Below are 23,567 nucleotides of genomic sequence, written 5' to 3' on the forward strand. Positions count from 1 at the left end.
TGGTGAAAAGAGATAAAAATACTTATCTAACTATTTGATTTAAATAAAGTATCGAATATGATTTGTATGCATTATGTTATGCATAAATAAAAAAGTGTGATGAGGCCCCGTGACAGCAGTCACGAAAAACTGCGTTAATAGCTGTTTGTCAGAGCATAACTCTGTATTTTTTCTCTTATCTGCATGGTTGTGGTGTTATCAGCTGGTTTGCCAGATAATTCCCGCTGCGCAGCCGCAGCAGGAATTCTGCCGGAGGATCAGCCCTCAATATCCAGCCGTTTTGACTGCCATTTTTTCGAGCGCCAGCGCCAGGTATTGACGAGCCCGCGCAGCCACTCATCACACAGAAAACCAATCCAGATCCCCAGTATTCCCATTTCCAGTTTGATCCCCAGCACATAGCCGACCGGCAGTGCCACACACCACATAAAGAACAGGGCGGTACAGAGCGGGAAGCGGGCGTCACCGGCGGCACGCAGGGCGTTCACCATCACAATATTCAGGGTCCGGCCCGGCTCGAGGAAGACTGACAGCAGGAACAGCGGCAGCAGCAGTTTTATCACCGCCTGGTCATCACTCAGCCCGTAAGCGAGGTGGTCGCGGAACAGCCAGAACAGAAAGACAATCGGGATGGTGCTGAAAAAGCCGGTTTTCAGGCTTTTCATGCCGCGCTGATAGGCATCCTCAAAACGTTTTGCCCCGACCAGATGCCCGACCAGAATCTCATTCCCGATACTGATGGTTATCCCGAACAGCATAATAAACAGTGATAGCTGGAAGTAGATGGTCTGCGCCGCCAGTGCGGTCTCGCCCATCAGCCCGATAAAGGCGATAGCGACCATATAATGCAGCATCCAGACCAGGTTTTCCCCGGCAGACGGCAGACCGACATGCAGGATCTGCTTCAGCATATTTCTGGACCAGTGAAACAGCATGCGCGGCACGAATTTAATCCGCAGGCCGTAAAAGAGCAGGCCGCACAGCAGCGCCACCGCGATCAGACGTCCGGCCACCGTGGACCAGGCGACACCGACCAGCCCGTACTGCGGCAGCCCGAACAGACCGTACAGCACAATACAGTTACCGACGACAGTCACCACGTTGGCGATCAGCGTGACATACATCGCCGGTTTGGCTCTGCCGTAAACCCGCAGACAGGCTGCCAGGATGATGGTCACTGCTTCCGGAATTAAACAGATCCCCAGAATATGCAGATAATTAAAGGCATCTTCCATCAGATGTTCCGGCGTATTCATCAGTTCCAGAATTTTATAGCCGAAAATAATGGTAAACCCGGCGGACAATAATCCCAGCAGCAGGTTAAACGCGATGGAAATATGAATAGCCTGACTGGCCTTATCCCGTCTGCCCGCTCCGATATACTGGGCGATCACCACACTGCACCCGACACTGATGAAGTTGAAAATAGTGATAAACAGGTCAAACGCCTGGTTGCCGACCGCCATTGCCGCCAGATATTTTGACGACACATGGCTGACCATCCAGGTATTAATCAGGAAGGTGGAAAAGTGTAATAACAGGTCGATAAAAATCGGCCAGCTTAAGGAAAAGAGCCCGCGCTCTGTCACATCAGACTGATGCATGACGACCTTCTGTAAAGAGTGTGATTTTTGTTCCGGGACGGATACAGGGAGCCGGATTCTACCAGGATAATATTACTGAGAATAGCGAAAGGTGAAAAATAAAACATTTTTTTCATAACTAATTAAGAAATCAATGTTTCCTTTCATAAATAAGTATGATTTCCTTATCAGACTAATCAATGATGACAGAGAGAATTCCGTGAAAAAAATACGAGCCGCCGTCGTTGGTTACGGCAATATCGGACAGTATGCGATTGAGGCGCTGGAAGCTGCCGCTGATTTTGAGATTGCAGGGATTGTGCGCCGCAACCCGTCTGCTGCTGATACAGATTCCGTGTATCCGGTGGTGGCGGATATCCGTGAACTGGGCAAGGTGGATGTGGCACTGCTGTGCTCGCCGACCCGTGCCATCCGTGCGGTTGCTTCAGAGATCCTCGCACTGGGAATTAATACCGTGGACAGTTTTGATGTTCACAGTGAAATTGTCGCGCTGAAAGAGCACCTTGACCCGATTGCCCGCGCCGGTGAGTGTACGGCAATCATCTCCGCAGGCTGGGATCCGGGTTCGGATTCCATTATCCGCACGCTGATGCAGGCAATGGCGCCGAAAGGGCTGACGTACACCAACTTCGGGCCGGGGATGAGCATGGGGCACAGTGTTGCCGCCAAAGCGATTCCCGGTGTGAAGGATGCACTTTCCATGACAATCCCGCTGGGTACCGGTGTTCACCGCCGCATGGTCTATGTTGAGCTGGAGCCGGGGCATGATATTGATACCGTGACCGCCGCGCTGAAAGCCGACAGCTATTTTGCCTCTGATGAGACGCACGTCCGTCAGGTGGACAGCGTGGATGCCCTGAAAGATGTGGGACACGGTGTTTCCATGACGCACAAAGGCGTGTCGGGTAAAACCCATAACCAGTTGTTTGAATACAGCATGCGCATCAATAACCCGGCACTGACCTCCCAGTTTATGGTGTCTGCGGCGCGGGCGACCTGCCGTCAGCAGCCGGGCGCATACAGTGTGATCGAAATCCCGCCGGTAAACTTCCTGGCCGGGGATATCAACAGCTGGATCAGCAAACTGGTGTAGTGATATTTCAGTCACAAAACAGCAATAAAAAAGAGGTGAGAACCTCTTTTTTATTGCCTGCAAAACCGATAATTAAATTAACTGTTATATACGTAATGTTATTGTTGTTTATTTTTTCTGTGAATACAAAAAATGGTAAACAAACCGGACGCTTTCTGATGTTATTCTTATTTTTCTCCGTGCCGGCTGAAGATAAAAAAAGAACGCGTAATTAATTACCGAAGCAATTGATTAGCTGTGCTTAATGTATTTTGATTTTTTTATGAAATCATCATGATTATTTAATATATCAAAGTATAATAATTGAGATGTTCATCATAGACAAAAGGATTATTCAATGTAATTTTGTGCATTACTTATCCACCCAGAGGGCTTTGTGTATGAATTTCTTATCCATCCCAAGTCGTCTTGCCGGTGTCTGCTTTGTGCAGGCATGGTTTAATATTGATCACCGCATTTCCAACTTCTTCCCTGAGTGATTCTCCGTTTGCGTATTTACCACGAAAACTAATTAAAAACACGCTGATATAACGTGGCTGCATTCCTGTATTTTCTTTTCAGAAAAATGCAGCGGATAAATATATCCGGCAGCCCGAAACCGGAGAATAAAATAATGAAACGTATTCCAGAACCGTTCCGTATTAAAATGGTTGAAAATATCCGTATGACCACCCGTAATGAGCGGGAAGTTGCCCTGAAAGAAGCCGGATATAACCCGTTTTTATTACCGGGCGATGTGGTCTTTATTGACCTGCTGACCGATTCCGGTACCGGTGCCATGAGTGACCGCCAGTGGGCCGGGCTGATGATGGGGGATGAGGCGTATGCCGGTTCCCGTAACTATTATCATCTCTGTGATCAGGTGAAAAAACTGATTGGCTACCCGTTCACTATCCCGACACACCAGGGACGCGGTGCCGAGCAAATTCTGTTCCCGTCACTGATCGCCCGCCGCCGCAAAGCCGGGGCGGATAAACCGGTCTTTATCTCCAACTTCCACTTTGATACCACTGCCGCCCATGTGGAGTTAAACGGCGCGAAAGCGATCAATGTGGTCACACCGAAAGCCTTTGATACAACAACCTATTATGACTGGAAAGGGGATTTCGATTTAGATCTGCTCAATGCGGCAATCGCAGAGCACGGCGCAAAAAATGTGGCCGCAATTGTCACCACCGTGACCTGTAACAGCTCCGGCGGTCAGCCGATATCACTGGCAAATATGAAAGCCGTGTATGACATTGCCAAAAAGCATGATATTCCGGTGGTGATTGATTCCGCCCGTTTCTGTGAAAACGCCTGGTTTATCAAACAGCGCGAAAAAGGCTATGCGGATAAGTCGGTGAAAGAGATCGTCAAAGAGATGTATAAATACGGCGATATGCTGACAATGTCGGCGAAAAAGGACTCACTGGTGAATATCGGTGGTCTGTGCTGTTTCCGTGATGACGAAGATCTGTTTAACGAAGTGCGCACCCGCTGTGTGCCGATGGAAGGCTTTGTCACCTACGGTGGTCTCGCCGGACGTGATATGGAGGCGCTGGCTATCGGGCTGGAAGAGGGGATGGATGAGGATTATCTCCGCTACCGTATCACCCAGGTGGAATATCTGGGAGAGCGCCTGCGCGAAGCGGGGATCCCGATCCAGTATCCGGTCGGCGGCCACGCGGTCTTTGTCGATGCGAAGAAAATGCTGCCGCATATCCCGGGCGATCAGTTCCCGGCGCATGCCCTGAACAATGAGCTGTTCCTGGAATCCGGCATCCGCGGGGTGGAAATTGGTTCTCTGCTGCTGGGGCGTGACCCGGAAACCGGTATTCAGAAGCCGTCACCGATGGAGCTTCTGCGCCTGACAATTCCGCGCCGTGTCTATACCAATGACCATATGGATTATATCGCGGATGCCTTTATCCGGCTGAAAGAGAAAGCGGCGGATATCAAAGGGCTGACATTCACCTATGAACCACCGGTTCTGCGTCACTTTGTCGCCCGCCTGAAACCTGTCATGTAACCCTGTCGTCTTACAGGAGGATGCGCTGCATCCTCCTGATTTCAAACATAATGGTAATACTAAGCCACCAGAGGTACTCTTATGGCTACTGTTCCTGCGTCCTCTGTTTCGCCGTCCGTATTCGGCGGAGCAATGATTATCGGCGGAACTATCATTGGTGCGGGGATGTTTTCCCTGCCGGTGGTAATGTCCGGTGCATGGTTTTTCTGGTCGATTGCAGCACTGGTATTCACCTGGTTTTGTATGCTGCACTCGGGATTAATGATCCTCGAAGCCAACCTGAATTACCGGATTGGTTCCAGTTTCGACACGATCACCCGCGATTTGCTGGGAAACGGCTGGAATATTATTAACGGCCTGACCATTGCGTTCGTCCTGTATATTCTGACTTATGCCTATATTTCCGCCAGCGGATCGGTGCTGAGCCACACCTTTGCACAGGCGGGGATCACGCTTCCGGCGCGCCTGGGCGGATTTCTGTTTGCCCTGGCGGTTGCCTTTATTGTCTGGCTGAGCACCAAAGCGGTCAGCCGGATGACGACGATTGTGCTCGGTGCCAAAATCCTGACATTCTTTATGACATTCGGCGGTCTGCTGTGGAATGTGAAACCGGCGGTATTACTGAACGTGGCACAGCCGGATGCTTCTTATCTGCCTTATGTGTTGTTTACCCTGCCGTTTTGCCTGGCCTCTTTCGGGTTCCACGGTAATGTGCCGAGCCTGATGAAATATTACGGCAAAGAGCCCGGTAAGATCCGCCGCTGTCTGACAATCGGCACACTGATGGCGCTGGTGCTCTATATCATCTGGATGCTCGGCACGATGGGGAATATTCCGCGTCCGGACTTTATTCCGATTGCGGAGAAGGGCGGTAATATTGATGTGCTGGTTCAGGCGCTGAGCGGTGTACTGCACAGCCGGGGACTGGAGCTGCTGCTGATTGTGTTCTCGAACTTTGCGGTGGCCAGTTCGTTCCTCGGGGTGACGCTGGGGCTGTTTGATTATCTGGCGGATCTGTTCAAATTTGATGACAGCAAAATTGGCCGCCTGAAAACCGCCGGGGTCACCTTTATCCCGCCGATGCTGGGCGGATTGATCTATCCGAACGGTTTTATTTACGCCATCGGTTTTGCCGGTCTGGCGGCGACGGTCTGGGCGGCTATTGTCCCGGCACTGCTGGCCCGTGCATCCCGTAAACGCTTCGGCAGCCCGCAGTTCCGGGTCTGGGGCGGTGAGCCCATGATCTGGCTGATCCTGGGCTTCGGGGTACTGAACGCGGTGGTACATATTTTGTCGAGTTTCAGCCTGTTGCCGGTTTACCGGTAAGCCATTACGTAAGCGGCAGGATTGTTGAGATTAATGATCCTGTCCGCTGACTCATGAGGGCGGATTTTTGATATAAAAAATGCCTGCAATATATATTGCAGGCACCCGGTGTTGACTTAAAAAATAAATAATTTAATTATCTTGTTATATTTTTAAACGCTTCTGTGGTGGCTTTTAATGCCACTTCTGTCGGTAAACGCTCCATGGAACTGGCACCGTAAAAACCGTGGCAGTCCGGGCAGCGATCTAAAATGTATTGTGCATCTTCCGGGGTCGCGATAGGGCCGCCGTGACACAATACAATAATATCCGGACGGACAGCTTTGGCCGCTTTCGCCCAGTCATTGATCATCTCAACACAGTCATCCAGCGTGGTGGCGGTTTCCGCCCCGATATTACCGCCGGTGGTCAGACCCATATGCGGCACAAGAATATCCGCACCGGCTCCGGTCATGGCAATGGCATCTTCACGACTGAAGACATACGGTGTGGTCAGCAGATCTTTTTCATGTGCCTTGCGGATCATCTCCACTTCCAGCGCATAACCCATGCCGGTTTCTTCCAGATTGGCGCGGAATTTACCGTCGATCAGGCCGACTGTCGGGAAGTTCTGCACGCCGGAAAACCCGGTGGCTTTGATATCGTCCAGGAATTTATCAAACTGACAGAACGGATCCGTGCCGTTGACACCCGCCAGAACCGGCGTATGTTTCACGACCGGCAGCACTTCTTTTGCCATATCCATGACGATTTCGTTGGCATTACCGTAAGCCAGCAGACCGGCCAGTGAGCCGCGTCCTGCCATGCGGTAACGGCCGGAGTTATAGATAACGATGAGATCGATACCGCCGGCTTCCTCACATTTTGCTGACAGACCGGTACCGGCACCGCCGCCGATAATCGGCTCGCCGCGTGAAATCATGTCATTGAATTTTTTCAGTAATGTGTCACGGGAAAGTGGCATCTTGTGTCTCCTTATTTCGCCCGTAATTGCTGGTGTTGATTAATGACAAAACGGGTAAATTCCGGGTCATTAATGTGATACGGGCATTTGCGTAAAATACGTTTTTCTGTTTGTTTATAATGAGTTTCGAACGCCTCAATAAAGGCGCGGTCCGCATCCGGCGACCAGAACGGCATACCTTCAGCATCGAGGGCGGAGAAACCGCCTTCCGGAATGATAAAAATGACATCGCCGTGACACTGGTTGAGTTTTTCCGCAATCCAGCGCCCCATCTGTGCATTTTCTTCCGGGGTGGTACGCATCAGGGTGACCTGGGCGTTGTGATGATAAAACTGACGATCGGCGTATTTTTCCGGTACGGTGGACGGGCGGCCGAAATTGACCATATCCAGTGCGCCGCAGGAGCCGATATACGGCGTCTGTGAGCGGGCAATGGCGCCGAAACGGTCTTCATCACAGGCCAGAACACCGCCGAAAAGATAGTCACACACTTCCGTGGTGGTCAGGTCAAGGATACTGTCGAACAGGTGGTCATCCGCCAGTTTCTCCATCGCTTTACCGCCGCTGCCGGTCGCATGAAAGACCAGACAATCGTAATCCGCTTCCAGTTCTTTGCTGATTTGCTGGATACACGGTGTGGTGACGCCGAACATAGTCAGGGCAATGGCGGGTTTATCAGTAACCTGCTCTTCCTGACAGAAGTAAACCGCCCCGGCAATCTGGTTAGCCGCATTACGGAGAACTTTACGTGAAATTCGGTTCAGGCCGGAGACATCAGTGACAGAGTAGAGCATGGCAATATCGCTTGCGCCGATATAGCCGGAAATATCACCGGAGGCCATGGTGGAAACCATGAGTTTAGGGATGCCGACAGGCAGGGATTGCATTGCTGGTGTAATCAGTGCCGTTCCACCGGATCCGCCCAAACCGAGAAGTGCTGCAATATCATTTTGTTTTGCAAGGAAACGTTCAAAGGCGACAGCCATTGCCGCGATAGCACGGCCGCGGTCGCCGCAGAAAACCGCGCTTTCGCCGTCAGGGTGACAGGCGGCGACGTCGCGGGCGCAGACATCCGCTTCCCGGGTCAGCTGACCGGGTTTTGTGGTTAAATCCACAGTCTTTACAGCCAGGCCGGTGCGCTGGATCAGCTCACTGACATAAAAAATCTCATCACTTTTGGTATCGAGCGTTGTGGCGATATAGACAGCGCCTTTATTGCTGTTCATGGTTAACCTCAAAGGGATATCGGATGTCTGATAACGCATCATAACCAGAATGAGACTGTAGTATCATTTTGTTTGGCTGATTTTGAGACATGCATCTCAATTTGTCTATCTTTAAATCAGTTTTTTGATAAAAAAAACACCATAAGGGTGTTGCCGGCGGGGATGTTGTGTAAGATAGCCGCGCAAAATTCACAGAAAATTGTTAAAGGAAAATCAGTTATGGCCTGTACTGATGATGGGGCACTTTACTCCGGCACACGGAAGCGGACATTTAATCTGCTGGTTAATACCGCGCTGGCACTGTTTGAACAGGGCGCGATGCCGTCAGTCTCTGAACTGGCAGCGGAAGCCGGTGTGTCACGGGCAACGGCTTACCGCTATTTTCCGACACAAAGTGATTTGATCGCCGCCACCGTGGATGCGAGCCTCGGCCCGATTCTGACCTGGCGCTCCGACAGCCCGGAAACCCGCGACCGCATGGAGCAATTGCTGGCTTTCGCTTATCCGCAGATGTTCCGCCACGAAGGTGCACTGCGTGCGGCATTGTATGTGTCGTTGCAGCAGTGGGCGCAGGATCGCTCGGCTTCGGCCAAATCCCAGACTAATGATGAGAAAAAACTGGTCAGAGGGCACCGCAAGGCGATTCTGGCTAATGTCACCGAGCCGCTGAAGGCGCATGTGGATCAGGAAACACTGGATAAAGTGATCCGCGCATTTTCGCTGGTGTACGGTTCGGAAGTGTTCCTGGTGATGAAAGATATCTGGAAGATGAATGACGGTGAAGTCATCGATATTACCCAGTGGATGGCAAAAGCGATTCTGAATCAGGCCATGGCGGACAGCCGGGCACAACAGGATGAGCAGCCGTAATCACGGCTGTTCTCTTATCTTCCGTGCACCACACTGATTTCCGCCTCTGACGGTGAGAAAGTTACGCGCATAATTATATCCCCTGTAATTAATTGATTCCGGTGATAGACTGATTTTCTGTTCCGGCAACCGGCTGACATTATAACAATATGAATATTATCAAAACTGCAGCAGGGGTTTCGGCCTGTTTTGCGGCCGGATTATTGCTGGCATACCTGAACGTGCCGATGGCGCTGATGTTCGGCCCCATCATTCTGATTATTATTGCGCACCGTTTCAATGTTTCGCTCACTATTCCTAAGGGAACATTAACCTTTGTTCAGATGGTGCTCGGAACATCCGTCGGGCTGATGTTTACCCGTGTCGATCTCAGTCAGTTTGATCATCTTCTGCTGATTATGCTCATCATGGTGTCGTGTCTGGCGGTGCAGTTTACCGTCAGTTTTCTCTGGTTCCGCAAACGGGTGGGGTGGTCAGTTCAGGAATCTCTGCTGGGAGCGGTGCCGGGGGCAATGGCGGCAATTCTGGCGCTGATGGATCACACCGGTACACCGCCGCAGAAGGTAGTGATTTCTCATACTATCCGCCTGATTATTCTGATTATGCTGGCGGGTGTGGTGGTCGGCAGTGATCATCCTGTCCCGCCGCCTGCGGATATTCCGCCGCAGAGTCTGGTGTCCGTGCTGTGGCTGCTGGTGATTGTGGTGTGCGGGTATTTGTCCGGCAAAGCGCTGGAAAAAATCAATGTCCCGGCACCGTTTATGCTGACATCACTGGGCACGGCGATTGCGGTACAGAGCATGGTGAGTACTTACATTGTTTTCCCGCTGCCGCTGAATGATATCAGTATGACGCTGATCGGCATGTATATCGGGAGCTATTTTGTTCTGTTTCCGCTGAGGTCACTGCTGCGCAATATGGTGACGTCCGCGCAGGTGGTGCTGATCAATATTGTGCTGACTGCACTGATTGCATTCGGGGCGTCTCACCTGACCGGTTTTTCCTTCCCGATGCTGCTGCTCTCCTGGGCGCCCGGCAGCATGGAAGCCATGACATTCGCCGCAATTGCGATGGGGATAGATGCGGGTTTTGTCATGCTTAACCATATTCTCCGCATGCTGATTATTCAGAGCGTGCCGTCAGTGGTGCTGTATATTCAGGAACGGCGGAGTAAGTAATTACTCCGCTTTTTTCACGGTCAGCCGCACAGAATAGACCGGGTCTGAGTTTCCGCACATGTTGCGGTAAGACATTCCTTTGATATTTACCCTGACTTTCCCGCGCTCCGCCGGTGTTCCCTGCAAACGGGCAGCGATCAGCGGGCGCTGATCGGCTTTCATCACCCGTGTCTGCCACTCCTCACCGGTGATAAGCGGTATCCATTCCCCGGCCTCATTTTTTGACATCAGTGTGACCGTCATCCAGTCCGGTTTCTCACTGACATAAAACGGGATCATTCCTGCGTGCCGGGTGATTTCAATCGTTTGCTCATACGGCTGACCGGTCACCGCATCCGGTGCCGGGATTTTGGTCACCGATTCTGACGGCGTAAATATAGCCATACCGCCGCACATGGCACCATAAAACACCCCGCAGCCGCTTAACATCCCGCACAGCAGCAGTACAACGGTTCCCCTGAGAAATGAATGAGACAGGCGCATTATGGTTTCTTCCCTGATATTCATGCAAAAAATAAGTTTGCCAGTATAAAAAAAGATCACAACAAAAACTGTGCCCGGTATCTGTCAATTCAGGAAATCACACAATATGTACTGGTTAATACAAATGAGTCTTGTTAGACTTTAAAAACCGTACTAATTAGTACACTTATGGTGTCTGTTAACCGTGTGAGGAGTAATAATCAAATGACAGAAAAAGCGCAGGATCCTTCAAGACGATCTTTCCTGAAAAATGCCGGTCTCGGCACAATGGGGCTGGCGGCCGGTGCGCTCGGCAGCCATTCTGCATTAGCAGGTGGCAATGCCGTGCTGACAGGGGCAGATGATAAAAATAAAAGTTATATCAAAACAGATAAGCGTAAGAAGCTGATTTATAACGGCTATCTTATCACTATGGATGAGCAGTATGGTGATATTGAAGACGGTGCGGTGCTGGTTGACGGCGATAAAATCGTCGATGTCGGCCCGGTGTCCAAATTTGCCGGGGTTGATGCGGAGCTGATTGATGCGGACGGCGGTATTATCCTGCCGGGGATTATCGACAGCCACCGTCATACCTGGATGTCACTGCTGCGCGGGATCTCCGCGGATATGTCACTGGCCGGTTTCCTCGGCTCTACTTTCTACGGCATCGGTTCAGTCATGGAGCCGGAAGATATCCGCATGGCGGCACTGGTGGGATCGGTTGAGGCACTGAATGCTGGGGTAACCACCATTCTTGACTGCTGTGACTGTGTTAACTCACCGGATCATGCGCCGGCGGCGATTGAATCCCTGCGTGCCTCCGGGATCCGCAGTATCTATGCTTATGGTATGCAGGCCTATGATTATAAAGGCAGTAACCGGTTCCGCAGCCATCAGCAGCGCCTGGATGTGATGAAAAATATTCATCAGCAATATTATGGTTCCGGTAATAAAACCCTGAACCAGATGGGTGTGCTGCTGAGTGATTTCGGTACCATTCCGTTTGCGCATACCGCGAAAGAGATTGAGCTGGCCAATGACCTGGGTATCTTTGTGGCATCTCATACCGGTGCGGCAGAAAAATCCATTCTGCTGAAAGGGTTACATGAGCTGAAACACAATAATCTGCTGAAGCCCGGCCATCTCCACATTCACTGTACTTCGCTGGATAACAGCGAGTGGAAAATCCTGAAAGAGACCGGCGGTAAAGTCTCTATCGCGCCGGAAACTGAAATGCAGATGGGGATGGGGCGTCCGCCGTTCCGCGCCAGTCTTGACCACGGTTTTAAACCCGGCCTGAGCAGCGATATTGTCTGTGTCGGCTCCGGTGACCTGTTCTCGCAGATGCGTCTGGGTCTTCAGTTCCAGCGTTGTATGGACAGCGAAGCAGAAGCAAACCGCACCGGCAAAACCACCACCAAAATTGACCTGAGTGTGCGCGATGCGCTGACCTGGGCAACACACGGCAGTGCGGAAGCGATGGGGATGGAGAAAGAGATCGGCTCGATTACCAAAGGTAAAAAAGCGGATATTATTATCGTTTCCCAGAAAGAAGCCTTCGTACCGTCCAGTTATCCGGCGGGCTCAGTGGTTCTGCAGACCACATCATCCGGTGTGGATACGGTGATTATCAACGGCGATGTGAAAAAACGCTTTGGTAAGCTGACACAGCAGAATACCGACAAAATCCGTTCTGATGCGACAGAAGCACTGCGCCGTATTCAGAAAGCGGCGAAAAAGCTGCCGAAACAGACAGCAGAAGAGGTGGCAACCTTCTTCGATGCCGCTCAGGAGCAGGCGCGTGAGAATTTCTCAGCCGGTTACAGCTATAAAAAATAATTGACCGGGCAGTGTGAGCAACACAAAAAACCGCTTCCGTGAGGAAGCGGTTTTGTATTTCAGGGGAAAATTACTGCTCTTCCGGCAGAATAAACATACCGTAAGGGTGGATTTGCAGGAACAGACTGTCGCCGACAGACGGCTGCAATTGTGTGGCATTAATCTGCAGCAGCATGGACTGGCCGTGCCAGTCGACGGTCACTTCATACTGCGGCCCCATATAGGCCACATGAGACACGGTGCAGCGCTGGCTCTCATCACCCAGCAAACTCAGGGTAATGGCCTCCGGACGGACACCGACAGTAACGCTGCTTTTGTCCGTGACGAACTGCGGCGGACGCGGCAGGCGGTAGCTGAAAATCTCAACGGCATCACCGGTCAGTGTCGCCGGGAAGATATTGGCATCACCCATAAAGCTCGCCATAAACTTCGAGGCAGGCTGACGATACAGCTCCTGCGGCGATCCCAGCTGCATAATTTTCCCTTTGTTCATCACCAGTACCATATCCGAGACCGCAAAGGCCTCGCTCTGGTCGTGGGTCACATACAGAGAGGTGATATTAAACTTCTGCTGCAATTCACGGATTTTTTCCCGCATGCTGCGGCGCAGGTTGGCATCGAGGTTACTCAGTGGCTCATCAAATAACAGCACTTTCGGTTTGAGGATCAGGGCACGGGCCAGTGCAACACGCTGCTGCTGACCACCGGAGATCTGATCGACAAAGCGATCCGCGAATCCGGCCAGATCCACCAGCTCCAGTGCTTCCTCCACCCGCTCTTTCACTTCCGCTTTCGGGCGGCCCAGCATTTTCAGCCCGTAACCGACGTTATCGCCGAGGGACATATGCGGGAACAGCGCGTAAGACTGGAACACCATACAGATATCACGCTGCTGGATGGAACGGTCTGTGACATCTTCGCCGTCAATGAACATCTTACCTTCGGTCGGTTTTTCCAGCCCCGCCACCAGACGCAGCACGGTGGTTTTTCCGCAGCCGGACGGGCCGAGCAGGGTGACCATGCTGCCCGCCGGAATAGAAAGACTTAAATCGTCGATGACCGTGTTGGTGCCAAAGCGTTTAGTCACATTTTTTAATTCAACAAAACTTTGTTGTGTCATGTCGGTTACTCCATGATTACTGTGCATTTTTGGCTTTGGAACGTGAAACACGGGCTTCGCCAATCAAAAAGTCGAACAGGAAAATAATCGCCAGCATCACGACGATCAGGATTGAGCCATAGGCAATGGCCACGCCGTACTCGCCGTCTTCCACGCGGTTCAGAATATAGGCGGTTGCCACACGGGTGTCTGGTGTCACGAGGAACACAATGGCACTGACCGTGGTGATGGCGCGGACAAAGCTGTAAATCAGTGCCGACAGAATCGCCGGACGCAGCAGCGGCAGCAGGATGTGGAAGATTGTCCGCATCGAACCGGCACGCAGGCTGAGTGACGCCTCGTCCAGGGATTTGTCGATTTGCCCCAGACCGGCGATACCGGCACGGATCCCGACCGGCACATTTCGCATCGTCATGGAGATAATCACGATTGCCGCCGTCCCGGTTAAATAGAACGGAGAATCGTTAAAGGCGAGGATGTAAGACACACCCGCCACGGTTCCCGGCACCGCGAAGCAGAGCATCGTGGTAAATTCGATGGTCTTTTTGCCGCGGAATTCCTGGCGCACCACAATGTAGGCGATCAGCAGGCCGAGCACGGCGGTGATTGGTGCGGCAATCCCGGCGTAGAGCAGGGTATCGAGCAGTGAAGGCCATGCGCCGTCATTCATGCCCTGACCGAACAGCTTGATAAAGTTATCCAGGGTTAAGGTGTAATCCACGCCCCAGTTCACGGTAAAGCTGCCGTAGAAGATGCTGCCGTACAGTACCAGGTTGAAGACAACCCAGATGGTGAGGAAGGTGGTGACAAACGCAACCAGCGCGGCAGGCAGCGGCTGTACATCACCGCGGTAAGATTTACCGGACACCGTGACATAAGAACGTTTGCCGATCCACATATACTGCACACAGAAGACCAGCAGCGAGAAGACCAGCAGGGAGGCGCCGAGGGTACTGGCCGCCTGATAATCGAGCTGGGAGCCGGTGATATAGAAGTAAATCTGGGTGGCAAGCACGTCAAAGTTACCGCCGAGGACCAGCGGGTTACTGAAGTCTGCCAGTGACTGTACAATCACAATCAGGAAGGCGTTAGCCAGCGCCGGTTTCAGCAGCGGCATAAAGACGTTGAAGAACGTCTGGAAACGGTTGGCGCGCAGGGTGTAAGACGCTTCTTCCAGCGACGGGTGAATGGTTTTGATGGCACCGTCGAGGATCATAAAGGACATCGGCGTAAAGGCGAGCACCTGGGCCAGCCAGATCCCGGTAAAGCCGTACAGCCAGTTGGTGTTTTCCAGCCCCGCATACGTGGCGAGGAATTCGGTCACATAACCGGAACGTCCCATCATCAGGGTGACACCCAGGCCGACAATAAACGGCGGGGTGACAATCGGCAGGATGGAGAACACACGGCCGATAATTGCCGAACGTTTTGCGATACGGCTGGTATAAATCGCCAGAATCAGACCGAAGAAGGTACAGCCCGCACCGACTGCCAGTGAGAGTATCACGGAGTTCCAGATGACCTGCACAATATGGGACTGTGTGAGAATCGATACAAATGCGAACGGCGCGAAATCCCCGTTATTGTCGGTGAACATCGGGATAAAAATCGCGATACTCGGGAATACAATAAACAGCGCAATCAGCCCGACCACCGCAATCAGTGAGCCGATAACAAACTGGTCGCCGCCCAGCCACTCCAGGCGTTTGAGGGCGAGGGTCATAATCATGCCGAGCGAGATAAACAGCACAATGGCGGAATAGCCGAGACCTTTCCCTTCCCATACGGCGCTGACAACCGCCACCACTGCCGTCAGAACGGCGATCGCAATATCGGTATAGTGACGTCCGCGCTGGTCGCGGGAAGCCGGTGTCAGTGAGCGGAAAAACAGTACTGACGGCAGCAGATACCAGAGCCAGCTGACATTCAGCCCGTGCCAGCCGTAAGCGGCAAGAATTTCATCTGATGTGGAGTCGGTTAAACCATAATCCAGGCTCCAGGACGGCAGCAGGGCAAAGCCCAGCCACGCGATCAGCAGCCATAAGAAGATGGAATCCCGTCCCTGTTTTGAAGGCAGAGTCAGGGTTTCAGACATTAAAGAATCTCCCTTGCCCGTCTTCATTCAGGAGAATGAGACAAGACAATATAATTATTATAATAAAAACAAGACCGCGCGGCAGAACACCGCGCGGCAGACAACATTACTTACTCATTTTGACTTCGGTGACCCACTTGTTGATCAGATTCTTACGGGTTTCAGCATCACCGTATTTATCCATATCGTAGTTGATCAGTTTCAGATCAGAGAGTTTCAGTGACATTGGTGAGGATTCAGCCGTGGTATTGGTCAGGATCTGGTAAGATTTACCCTCTTTCCAGCTGATTTCCTGGGCTTCTTTGGACAGCACGAAATCCACGAACAGTTTGGCGTTGTCCATGTTACGGGCATTTTTCAGGATACTGATACCACCGATTTCATAACCGGTTCCTTCACACGGGGAAATTAACTCCAGCGGTGCACCGTTTTCCACTTCCAGGGAATAGTCGTGCAGGAAGCCGATACCGATAGCGGATTCACCACGGGCGGCGTTACGCGCAGGGGCAATACCGGATTTGGTGTACTGGGAGATATTGCTGTTGAGTTTTTTCAGGTAATCGAATGCCTGATCGGTGCCCCACAGCTGGTCAAATGTCGCCAGCGCAGTGTAAGCCGTACCGGAGCTCTGCGGGTCAGCAATCTGGATTTCACCTTTGTATTCCGGCTTGGTCAGATCTTTCCAGCAGGTCGGGATTGGCAGGCCTTTCTCTTTCAGACGATCTTTGTTCACACCAAAACCTAAGATGCCGACATAAACCGCAGAAGAGTAGTTGCCTTTGCGTTTGGCCGGATCACGGAACTGCGGCATGATCTGATCTAAATTCGGGGATTTGTACGCCTCCAGCAGATCCATCTCACCCGCCTGTGAATGCGGATCTAATGTACCGCCGTACCAGACGTCAGCCTGCGGGTTACGTTTTTCCGCTTCGATCTTGGCCAGGGTGCTGCCGGAACCGTTACGGACAAATGTGGTTTTCACATCGTATTTTTTGGCGAAAGCCTGTGTTTCAGCTTCACACATGGCGTTGGTCGCGCTGCAGTAAACCACCAGACGACCGGCGGCATTAGCGGATGTGGTAACAGCAGCCAGTGATAAACCGGCGGCAGCGAGAGCAGAGAGGGTCTTGAGTTTCATTATCAGTTCATTCCTTATTATAGGGTTCTGTCATCGGAGAGTGAAACAGAGCCTGCCAGATGTTCCCGCTTGCTGACATTAGCTATCAGCAGCGGCATCAGCAGTAATCCCGTCAGTGCCGCGGCACTGGTCAGCAGGGTAAACATGCCCTGCCAGCCGTAATGTGCCATGACCTGCGCGAGCGGCCACCCGGCCATTGCCGCCCCTAAGTAGGCGTAAAGACCAAGGTAACCCGTTACCGTACCGGCGGCTTTTTTATGGCAATATTCTGTCGCCGCCAGTCCGATTAACATTTGCGGCCCGAATACAAAAAAGCCGGTACTGAAGAAACACGCCGCCAGCAGTCCGTAGTGATGAATCGGTATTAACCACAGGGCGCTGACAGCAATAAACAGGCCGAGGGAAAACAGCAGAATCATCGGGGCGCGCTGACCACGGAATAAAATATCCGACCCCCAGCCCGCACAGACCGCACCCAGCAAACCGCCCAGTTCAAACAGTGACAATGTGGCATTGGCACTGAGCAGATTGCTGCCGTGTGTTTCGGATAACCACAGGTTTCCCCAGTCATTGATCGCCATCCGGATGAGATAAACGAGAATGTAGGAGAAACCGAGTAACCAGATCATCCGGTTACATAAAATTGTCTCTTTCAGGATCACCCGCATCGGCAGCGGCGGGGATAACTGCTCCTGACGCAGTTCTGACGGGTCATGCCGCCATTGTCCGACAGTCGGTAATCCTTCCTCCTGTGGCGTGCCGTGTAACCGGCTGCACAGCCACAGGCCGGTCACCATCCCGATAATGCCCGGCACTATCAGGGCGGTCTGCCAGCTGTAACGGGTTGCCAGCCAGGCGGTCAGCAGCGGCAGGGTAATGCCGCCGAGGCTGATGGAGATATTCCACAATCCCCACCAGAAGCCGCGTTCATTGCGCGAATACCAGTGTGTCAGGATGCGCGCGCACGGCGGCCAGCCCCAGCCCTGGAAAAACCCGTTCAGTGTCCAGACAATCAGCAGGGCAGGAAATGACAGGCACCAGGCAAAGACAATATTCAGCACGCCGGTCATAAACAGCCCGGCGCCCATAAACCAGCGGTAACCGGTGATATCGTGGAAAATCCCCGATACAAATTTTGAGATGCCGTAACTCAGGTAAAATGCGGTCGCTATCAGGCCGATATCGCTTTTATCGAGATGCAGTTCTGTCTGCATCACCGGCATCACAAAGTTAAAGCTCTTGCGGGTCAGATAAAACGTGGCGTAACCGATTATCATCGATAACATCAGTTTATTGCGCCAGAATCGATAGGTTTTATCCATGGTTTTGGTCTGTTTTCCGGCCATTACGTTATGTCCCGTTCAGGCTGTAAATGTAATCAATCTGTCAATAAAAAGGATGAGAGAAGGTAGTAGATGACTAGGAATAAGTCTTAGTTTTCGTGATTTTCATCAGAAAATGTGGGCAGGTTAACAATAATCCGGGTCCCGCCGGTGGTGGTCAGTGTCCAGTCGCCGCCGAGTGCCCTGACCCGTTCCTCAATACCGCGCAGACCAAAGCCGCCGCGGCGTTTGCTCTCCGGGATACCGATACCGTTATCAGAGACATGGAGCTGTATCGTGTCACGTTGCTGTCTCAGTATGATGAGGATGTGGGTGGCTCCGGCATGCTTACTGATATTATTTAACAATTCCTGTACAAGCCGGTAAAGCGTGAACAGCACAGTTTCATTTTCCGGCGGCTGTTTCAGTTCATAATGAAACTCGCACTGAATGCCGTTTTCCCCGAACGCAAATTCCGTAATCAGATGGCGCAGTGCATTTTCAAGAGACATTTCACTCAGCACCGGCGGACGCAGTTCCCGTAAAAGCTGGCGGGTGGACTGATGAATTTTCTGTGCCAGTTCATTGATTTGTGCTGCCGCACGGCTGCTTTGCGGATCCGGCGCGGTTTTTCTGACCAGCATCGACTGGATCTGAATCGCCGTGATGTTCTGGCCGATTTCATCATGCAGTTCGCGGGCAATCGCTTTTTTGACATCCTCTTCCGTATGCACCAGTTGCTGCATCAGGTCACGCCGCGCCTGTAATTCCTGCTCCAGCCGTTCGCGGTAGCGCTGTAAATTACGTGACAGTTGCTGTTGACGGCTGATGGCAATCCCGAGGCCGATACCAATCAGTGCCTGGGTGCTCATAAACATCTGCAATTCCTGTAAATCGGCAAATGCGCCGTTAAACTGGCGGGCAAAGGTGATGATCAGACTGCCGAGCAGGGCAGAGAGCACGCCGCCCTGCCAGCCGTAGCGGTAGGCCATAAAGACATTGGGGATAAACACCAGCAGCACCAGCAGGCGCTCAATTTCCGGGGTAAAAAAGAGCTGGGCACTGAGCCCGGCCAGGCAGAACAGAAAACACCACATCAGCAGCGACGTGCGCAGCTGCGGATCCGGCGTGCCGTAATCCAGGATCAGGCGGAAATGCTGTTCATGGAGATATTCATAGATCAGATAGACAAACGGTGTCAGAAGGATACCGCCGGTCAGCGTGGTGAGGAAAATCTGAGTCACACTCAGCGGCGTCAGCAGACTGAACACCAGGGTATGCAGCAGGCTGTTGATACCGACACCGGTGATCAGCAGTAACAGGCGCTGCCAGTAAAGGGTGTAGCGCCACCAGGTGGTCTGGATAATAAAGGCGGTGATAAGACTCAGCAGCGGCGACAGCAGGATCACCGGCTGTGACAGCAATTGTTCCTGTGCCAGCCAGATATTCAGCAGCAGCTCCGCCAGCAGCAGGGTCGGCCAGAAGCGCCGCCACAGCAGGATCATCAGCGCCAGCCGCAATCCTTCCGGCAGAAAAAACGCTGACAGCACACTGTTCTGACTGAGGTAAAAACCGATGATCCACAGACCAATCCAGGTCAGGGAATAGGTAAACAGCAGAAATACCGACTGTAACAGCAGACGAGCGCCGCGCCTCATGGCCTATTGTCCCGCGATAAGGTGGTGCGCCAGGGCAAAATGAACCAGATCGATCGTGCTGTCGCACTGCAGTTTGCCCAGCACATTGGCGCGGTGGACATGCACAGTTTTATGGCTGAGTTCGAGTTTATCCGCAATCGCCCTCACACTCATCCCGGCCACCAGCAGATCAAACACCTCACGTTCACGCGGGGTCAGCTCTTCCAGCGCCCGGTTTTCCGGTGGTGACTGACGCAGCGCGCGCATGGCATCCGCACACAGATAGCAGCCGCCCTGATGCACGGAACGCACCGCCTGAACCAGCTCTTCCGGGCCGCAGCGTTTGGTGAGATACGCACTGGCACCGGCGTCCAGCGCGCTCTGCACAAAGGCCGGGGTATCATAAATACTGAGAATGATGGTACGGAAGGAGGTTTTGCGCTCCCGCAGGCGGGCGAGCAGCTGTAATCCGTTTTCATCCGGCATGGAAATATCCATGATCACCACATCAATATCCGGACGGGTCAGTGCGGGCCAGGCTTCCGCGGCACTGGCATATTGTCCGGCGATGGTAATATCCGGCTCCAGTGTCAGGAGCTGGGCGAAACCGGATCGCACAACTACATGGTCATCGATGAGCGCTATTTTTATCATGTCCGGACAGCGTATTATCAGCAGAAAGGGATCAATTATTGACAGAGGTTATATCAATATAGCGGGTGATAATCGAGGATATTCATACAGAAATCCGCTCCCCGGCTGTTTTTTTACCGCTTAACCGATTCGGTTGCAGGTAAATTATTTCACATAGGCAAGCAACGGCAGTGAATCACGGGCCAGTGCGGTGCATTTGTAGTTTTCCGGCAGCTTTATATGTTTGATGTCGAAATAGTTCTCTTTATTCATTTCCGCCATCTGCCGGGTATCATAATTGCTCATATCCCAGCGGTTACTTTTGGCAAACAGTAAGATCGCTTTTTCGATGCGGGCATTCGGTAAATCCCCGTAGCCGCAATCATTTTTCAGATAAATAAAAACCGCAGTCAGTCCGGCGAGGTCTTCAGCCTGTGACGGCGTCAGCGCTTTCGCGGGCAGGGAAAGCAGCAGGGCACAGCTGAATAAAGCGTGAATGAATATTTTCATAGTAAGTAGTTTACCGGTGGCGCCTGTCAGTTTATGTGAAGATTTTAATAGTTTTGTCGCGAATGTCATCCGCTGACTAAAGTGGTGTAAAGCCCTTATTCCGGAGAAGGGAATACATTGACCTTGCCCTTAGGGCAGGGTTTAGCCTGCGCTATAACAGAACCCAATCATTTTGTCATAGCATATCACCACTGATGATAAAGGAAGCATATCATGCAACGACGCGATTTTTTGAAATATAGCGCATTCCTAGGTGCTGCCACGATGCTGCCGGCATGGAGCCGGTTTGCTTTTGCGGCACAGGAACGCCCGGCTCTCGGTATTCCGCCCCTGTTAACAGCGGATAATGCCCAAAAAATCACCCTGAATATTCAGCAGGGGAAAATGGCGTTTATTCCCGGCAAAACCACCCAAACCTGGGGATATAACGGTGATTTACTGGGCCCGGCACTGAAACTGCGGCGCGGTAAACCGGTGACGGTGGATATCGTCAATAAACTGCCGGAAGCGACCACGGTTCACTGGCACGGTCTGGAGATCAGCGGAGAGCAGGATGGCGGGCCGCAGGCCATTATCGCCCCGGGCGGCACCCGCACGGTCAGTTTCACGCCGGATCAGCCGGAAGCCACCTGCTGGTTCCACCCGCACACCCATGGCAAAACCGGTCATCAGGTCGCGATGGGACTGGCCGGGCTGGTGCTGATTGAGGATGACAATACCGCCTCAACCGGTCTGCCGGGGGAGTGGGGCATTGATGATATCCCGGTGGTACTGCAGGATAAGCGTCTGACTGCAGACGGCGAAATTGATTATCAGCTGGATGTGATGTCAGCGGCGGTCGGCTGGTTTGGTGACACTATGCTCACCAACGGTGCGGTTTACCCGCAGCATATGGCTCCGCGCGGCTGGTTGCGTCTGCGGCTGCTCAACGGCTGTAACGCCCGCAGTCTGCGGATGGCCGCCGGTGACGGACGTCCGCTGTATGTGGTCGGCAGTGACGGCGGTCTGCTGGCCGAACCGGTAAAAGTGCAGGAACTGCCGATGCTGCCGGGGGAACGGTTTGAAGTGCTGGTGGATACATCGGACGGAAAAGTCTTTGATATTGTCACCTTGCCGGTTCGTCAGATGGGGATGACCCTGGCACCGTTTGACGGCCCGCTGCCGGTGCTGTCCATCCGCCCGACTCTCGATGCCGCGCGTGGTAAGCTGCCGGATGTGCTGGCCGCCATGCCTGCCCTGATCGACACCTCCCGTCTGCCGGTGCGTGAGTTCCGTCTGATGATGGATATGCGCCTCGATATGCAGGGCATGATGATGCTGACCGACAAATACGGCCCGCAGGCGATGGCCGGGATGGGCATGCACGGCGGCATGGGTGGCCATATGAGCGGCGGGCATATGGGCGGAATGAATAATAATGGTATGGGACGCGGTATGCGCGGCGGCCACTGCGGCTCCGGTGAGGTTGATCTGATGAACGCCAACAGCATCAACGGCATCCCGTTCTCCATGACCGAAAGCGCTTTTGATGTGAAACAGGGACAGGCGGAGCGCTGGATTATCTCCGGTGTCGGCGACATGATGCTGCACCCGTTCCATATCCACGGCACCCGTTTCCGTATTCTCAGCGAGGGCGGACGTACACCTGCGGCCCACCGGCAGGGCTGGAAAGATATGGTGCGGATAGAAGGTAATGTCAGCGAAGTGCTGGTGAAATTCGATCATCCGGCCACCAATGCGCATCCGTTTATGGCGCACTGTCACCTGCTGGAACATGAAGATACCGGTATGATGACCGGCTTTACTGTCACTGCCTGAATGTAAAATTAACCGGTGACAATCCGCGTCAGTCATGGCGTGGATACTGTTTATCTGTCCGTGGTATGCTAAACTAACGCGCTTTCTGACCGGTATTAAACCGGGTTTAATGCCGAACCACTGAAACAGCGTACCGTTGACGACAAAAAAATCATGAAGAAACACACCTTAGATACAATGATCTCCGAAGCTGAGATTCAGCAGCGCGTTGCCGATCTCGGCAGCGAAATTTCCGCACACTATCGTCACAGCAACAAAGAGCTGGTCTTAGTCGGGTTACTGAAAGGATCTTTTATTTTTATGGCCGACCTGTGCCGTAAAATTGATGTTCCGCATGAAGTCGATTTTATGACGGTATCCAGTTACGGCAGCGGCACCTCGTCCACCCGTGATGTGAAAATTGTCAAAGACCTGGACGAAGATATCCGCGGCAAAGACGTGCTGATCGTGGAAGATATCATTGATTCCGGCAATACACTGCACCGCGTGCGCGACATTCTGTCTCTGCGCGGCCCGAACTCTGTGGCTATCTGCACCCTGCTGGATAAACCGTCCCGCCGTGAAGTGGATGTGCCGGTTGACTGGGTCGGCTACGCAATCGAAGACAAATTTGTGGTCGGTTACGGCATCGACTACGCCCAGAGCTACCGCCACCTGCCGTATATCGGCCATGTGACACTGCTGGAAGAGTAATGTGTCCGGTTGTGAATATAAAAAC

20 protein-coding genes are annotated in these 23,567 nt (G+C 52.5%); 9 read left to right on the top strand and 11 right to left on the bottom strand.

Annotated features, from left to right (window positions below):
• Nucleotides 1-257: 257 nt before the first annotated feature.
• Nucleotides 258-1,604, bottom strand: a complete 1,347-nt coding sequence (locus GN208_RS02090; protein ID WP_004236027.1) for an MATE family efflux transporter — start codon at nt 1,602-1,604, stop codon at nt 258-260.
• A 199-nt stretch (nt 1,605-1,803) separates the two neighbouring features.
• Here GN208_RS02090 and GN208_RS02095 point away from each other — a divergent pair, with 199 nt between their 5' ends.
• From GN208_RS02095 to mtr, 4 genes are all read left to right on the top strand, one after another.
• The gene (locus tag GN208_RS02095) at nt 1,804-2,697 is read left to right on the top strand and encodes a diaminopimelate dehydrogenase (RefSeq protein ID WP_032097802.1); all 894 of its coding nucleotides are present in this window, start codon (nt 1,804-1,806) and stop codon (nt 2,695-2,697) included.
• Nucleotides 2,698-3,077: 380 nt separating this feature from the next.
• A complete protein-coding gene (gene tnaC, locus GN208_RS02100; protein ID WP_015422482.1) occupies nt 3,078-3,176 on the top strand; it encodes a tryptophanase leader peptide in 99 nt (32 codons plus the stop codon).
• A 134-nt stretch (nt 3,177-3,310) separates the two neighbouring features.
• Entirely contained in the window at nt 3,311-4,708 is a 1,398-nt protein-coding gene (gene tnaA, locus GN208_RS02105; RefSeq protein WP_015422483.1) for a tryptophanase, read from the top strand.
• Nucleotides 4,709-4,789: 81 nt separating this feature from the next.
• Complete coding sequence (gene mtr, locus GN208_RS02110; RefSeq protein ID WP_004236023.1) at nt 4,790-6,034, top strand: tryptophan permease; 1,245 nt, start codon at nt 4,790-4,792, stop codon at nt 6,032-6,034.
• A 136-nt stretch (nt 6,035-6,170) separates the two neighbouring features.
• Here mtr and GN208_RS02115 read toward each other — a convergent pair whose 3' ends face one another.
• Together GN208_RS02115 and GN208_RS02120 are read right to left on the bottom strand one after the other, a co-directional pair.
• Entirely contained in the window at nt 6,171-6,998 is an 828-nt protein-coding gene (locus GN208_RS02115; RefSeq protein WP_004236022.1) for a phosphoenolpyruvate hydrolase family protein, read from the bottom strand.
• 11 nt (nt 6,999-7,009) lie between these two features.
• Nucleotides 7,010-8,224, bottom strand: coding sequence for a Tm-1-like ATP-binding domain-containing protein (locus GN208_RS02120; protein WP_015422484.1), 1,215 nt, complete (start codon nt 8,222-8,224; stop codon nt 7,010-7,012).
• 219 nt (nt 8,225-8,443) lie between these two features.
• On the opposite strand from GN208_RS02120, the gene GN208_RS02125 reads away from it, so the two are divergent.
• Together GN208_RS02125 and GN208_RS02130 are read left to right on the top strand one after the other, a co-directional pair.
• On the top strand, nt 8,444-9,094 hold the full coding sequence (locus GN208_RS02125; RefSeq protein ID WP_015422485.1) for a TetR/AcrR family transcriptional regulator: 651 nt from the start codon (nt 8,444-8,446) through the stop codon (nt 9,092-9,094).
• A gap of 149 nt (nt 9,095-9,243) precedes the next feature.
• Entirely contained in the window at nt 9,244-10,272 is a 1,029-nt protein-coding gene (locus GN208_RS02130; RefSeq protein ID WP_004236017.1) for an AbrB family transcriptional regulator, read from the top strand.
• On the opposite strand, the gene GN208_RS02135 is transcribed toward GN208_RS02130, so the two are convergent.
• Nucleotides 10,273-10,755: a hypothetical protein gene (locus GN208_RS02135; RefSeq protein ID WP_004236016.1), complete on the bottom strand. Its 483-nt coding sequence runs from the start codon at nt 10,753-10,755 to the stop codon at nt 10,273-10,275.
• Nucleotides 10,756-10,959: 204 nt separating this feature from the next.
• Between GN208_RS02135 and GN208_RS02140 the strand changes: the two genes are divergently transcribed.
• Nucleotides 10,960-12,576: an amidohydrolase family protein gene (locus tag GN208_RS02140; protein ID WP_004238940.1), complete on the top strand. Its 1,617-nt coding sequence runs from the start codon at nt 10,960-10,962 to the stop codon at nt 12,574-12,576.
• Nucleotides 12,577-12,646: 70 nt separating this feature from the next.
• Here GN208_RS02140 and fbpC read toward each other — a convergent pair whose 3' ends face one another.
• The 7 genes from fbpC to GN208_RS02175 all read right to left on the bottom strand — a co-directional run bounded on the left by fbpC (nt 12,647) and on the right by GN208_RS02175 (nt 21,031).
• On the bottom strand, nt 12,647-13,696 hold the full coding sequence (gene fbpC, locus GN208_RS02145; RefSeq protein WP_004236014.1) for a ferric ABC transporter ATP-binding protein: 1,050 nt from the start codon (nt 13,694-13,696) through the stop codon (nt 12,647-12,649).
• Between the two features lie 16 nt (nt 13,697-13,712).
• Nucleotides 13,713-15,791: an iron ABC transporter permease gene (locus GN208_RS02150; protein ID WP_004236013.1), complete on the bottom strand. Its 2,079-nt coding sequence runs from the start codon at nt 15,789-15,791 to the stop codon at nt 13,713-13,715.
• 106 nt (nt 15,792-15,897) lie between these two features.
• Complete coding sequence (locus GN208_RS02155; protein ID WP_004236012.1) at nt 15,898-16,929, bottom strand: ABC transporter substrate-binding protein; 1,032 nt, start codon at nt 16,927-16,929, stop codon at nt 15,898-15,900.
• A gap of 17 nt (nt 16,930-16,946) precedes the next feature.
• The gene (uhpC, locus tag GN208_RS02160; protein WP_004236011.1) at nt 16,947-18,275 is read right to left on the bottom strand and encodes an MFS transporter family glucose-6-phosphate receptor UhpC; all 1,329 of its coding nucleotides are present in this window, start codon (nt 18,273-18,275) and stop codon (nt 16,947-16,949) included.
• 86 nt (nt 18,276-18,361) lie between these two features.
• The gene (locus tag GN208_RS02165) at nt 18,362-19,909 is read right to left on the bottom strand and encodes an MASE1 domain-containing protein (protein WP_004236010.1); all 1,548 of its coding nucleotides are present in this window, start codon (nt 19,907-19,909) and stop codon (nt 18,362-18,364) included.
• 3 nt (nt 19,910-19,912) lie between these two features.
• Entirely contained in the window at nt 19,913-20,542 is a 630-nt protein-coding gene (locus GN208_RS02170) for a response regulator transcription factor (RefSeq protein WP_004236009.1), read from the bottom strand.
• A 144-nt stretch (nt 20,543-20,686) separates the two neighbouring features.
• Nucleotides 20,687-21,031: a YacC family pilotin-like protein gene (locus GN208_RS02175; RefSeq protein WP_004236008.1), complete on the bottom strand. Its 345-nt coding sequence runs from the start codon at nt 21,029-21,031 to the stop codon at nt 20,687-20,689.
• 213 nt (nt 21,032-21,244) lie between these two features.
• Between GN208_RS02175 and cueO the strand changes: the two genes are divergently transcribed.
• Nucleotides 21,245-22,849 (top strand): multicopper oxidase CueO, encoded by a 1,605-nt coding sequence (gene cueO / locus GN208_RS02180; RefSeq protein WP_015422487.1) that lies wholly within the window; start codon nt 21,245-21,247, stop codon nt 22,847-22,849.
• Nucleotides 22,850-23,002: 153 nt separating this feature from the next.
• Complete coding sequence (hpt, locus tag GN208_RS02185) at nt 23,003-23,542, top strand: hypoxanthine phosphoribosyltransferase (protein ID WP_015422488.1); 540 nt, start codon at nt 23,003-23,005, stop codon at nt 23,540-23,542.
• Nucleotides 23,543-23,567: the final 25 nt, after the last annotated feature.

Origin of the sequence: Morganella sp. HSTU-ASny43 (assembly GCF_022819185.1) — a bacterium.
In the GTDB taxonomy this organism is placed as follows: Bacteria; Pseudomonadota; Gammaproteobacteria; order Enterobacterales; family Enterobacteriaceae; genus Morganella; species Morganella morganii.

What these genes read in the sequence shown, in the direction of transcription:
- GN208_RS02170 (WP_004236009.1), bottom strand. Translation starts at nt 20,542, where the DNA reads ATGATAAAAATAGCGCTCATCGATGACCATGTAGTTGTGCGATCCGGT.
- uhpC (WP_004236011.1), bottom strand. Translation starts at nt 18,275, where the DNA reads ATGGCCGGAAAACAGACCAAAACCATGGATAAAACCTATCGATTCTGG.
- cueO (WP_015422487.1), top strand. Translation starts at nt 21,245, where the DNA reads ATGCAACGACGCGATTTTTTGAAATATAGCGCATTCCTAGGTGCTGCC.
- GN208_RS02120 (WP_015422484.1), bottom strand. Translation starts at nt 8,224, where the DNA reads ATGAACAGCAATAAAGGCGCTGTCTATATCGCCACAACGCTCGATACC.
- GN208_RS02115 (WP_004236022.1), bottom strand. Translation starts at nt 6,998, where the DNA reads ATGCCACTTTCCCGTGACACATTACTGAAAAAATTCAATGACATGATT.
- tnaC (WP_015422482.1), top strand. Translation starts at nt 3,078, where the DNA reads ATGAATTTCTTATCCATCCCAAGTCGTCTTGCCGGTGTCTGCTTTGTG.
- GN208_RS02140 (WP_004238940.1), top strand. Translation starts at nt 10,960, where the DNA reads ATGACAGAAAAAGCGCAGGATCCTTCAAGACGATCTTTCCTGAAAAAT.
- GN208_RS02175 (WP_004236008.1), bottom strand. Translation starts at nt 21,031, where the DNA reads ATGAAAATATTCATTCACGCTTTATTCAGCTGTGCCCTGCTGCTTTCC.
- GN208_RS02125 (WP_015422485.1), top strand. Translation starts at nt 8,444, where the DNA reads ATGGCCTGTACTGATGATGGGGCACTTTACTCCGGCACACGGAAGCGG.
- tnaA (WP_015422483.1), top strand. Translation starts at nt 3,311, where the DNA reads ATGAAACGTATTCCAGAACCGTTCCGTATTAAAATGGTTGAAAATATC.
- GN208_RS02155 (WP_004236012.1), bottom strand. Translation starts at nt 16,929, where the DNA reads ATGAAACTCAAGACCCTCTCTGCTCTCGCTGCCGCCGGTTTATCACTG.
- GN208_RS02090 (WP_004236027.1), bottom strand. Translation starts at nt 1,604, where the DNA reads ATGCATCAGTCTGATGTGACAGAGCGCGGGCTCTTTTCCTTAAGCTGG.
- fbpC (WP_004236014.1), bottom strand. Translation starts at nt 13,696, where the DNA reads ATGACACAACAAAGTTTTGTTGAATTAAAAAATGTGACTAAACGCTTT.
- GN208_RS02130 (WP_004236017.1), top strand. Translation starts at nt 9,244, where the DNA reads ATGAATATTATCAAAACTGCAGCAGGGGTTTCGGCCTGTTTTGCGGCC.
- mtr (WP_004236023.1), top strand. Translation starts at nt 4,790, where the DNA reads ATGGCTACTGTTCCTGCGTCCTCTGTTTCGCCGTCCGTATTCGGCGGA.
- GN208_RS02150 (WP_004236013.1), bottom strand. Translation starts at nt 15,791, where the DNA reads ATGTCTGAAACCCTGACTCTGCCTTCAAAACAGGGACGGGATTCCATC.
- GN208_RS02135 (WP_004236016.1), bottom strand. Translation starts at nt 10,755, where the DNA reads ATGCGCCTGTCTCATTCATTTCTCAGGGGAACCGTTGTACTGCTGCTG.
- GN208_RS02165 (WP_004236010.1), bottom strand. Translation starts at nt 19,909, where the DNA reads ATGAGGCGCGGCGCTCGTCTGCTGTTACAGTCGGTATTTCTGCTGTTT.
- hpt (WP_015422488.1), top strand. Translation starts at nt 23,003, where the DNA reads ATGAAGAAACACACCTTAGATACAATGATCTCCGAAGCTGAGATTCAG.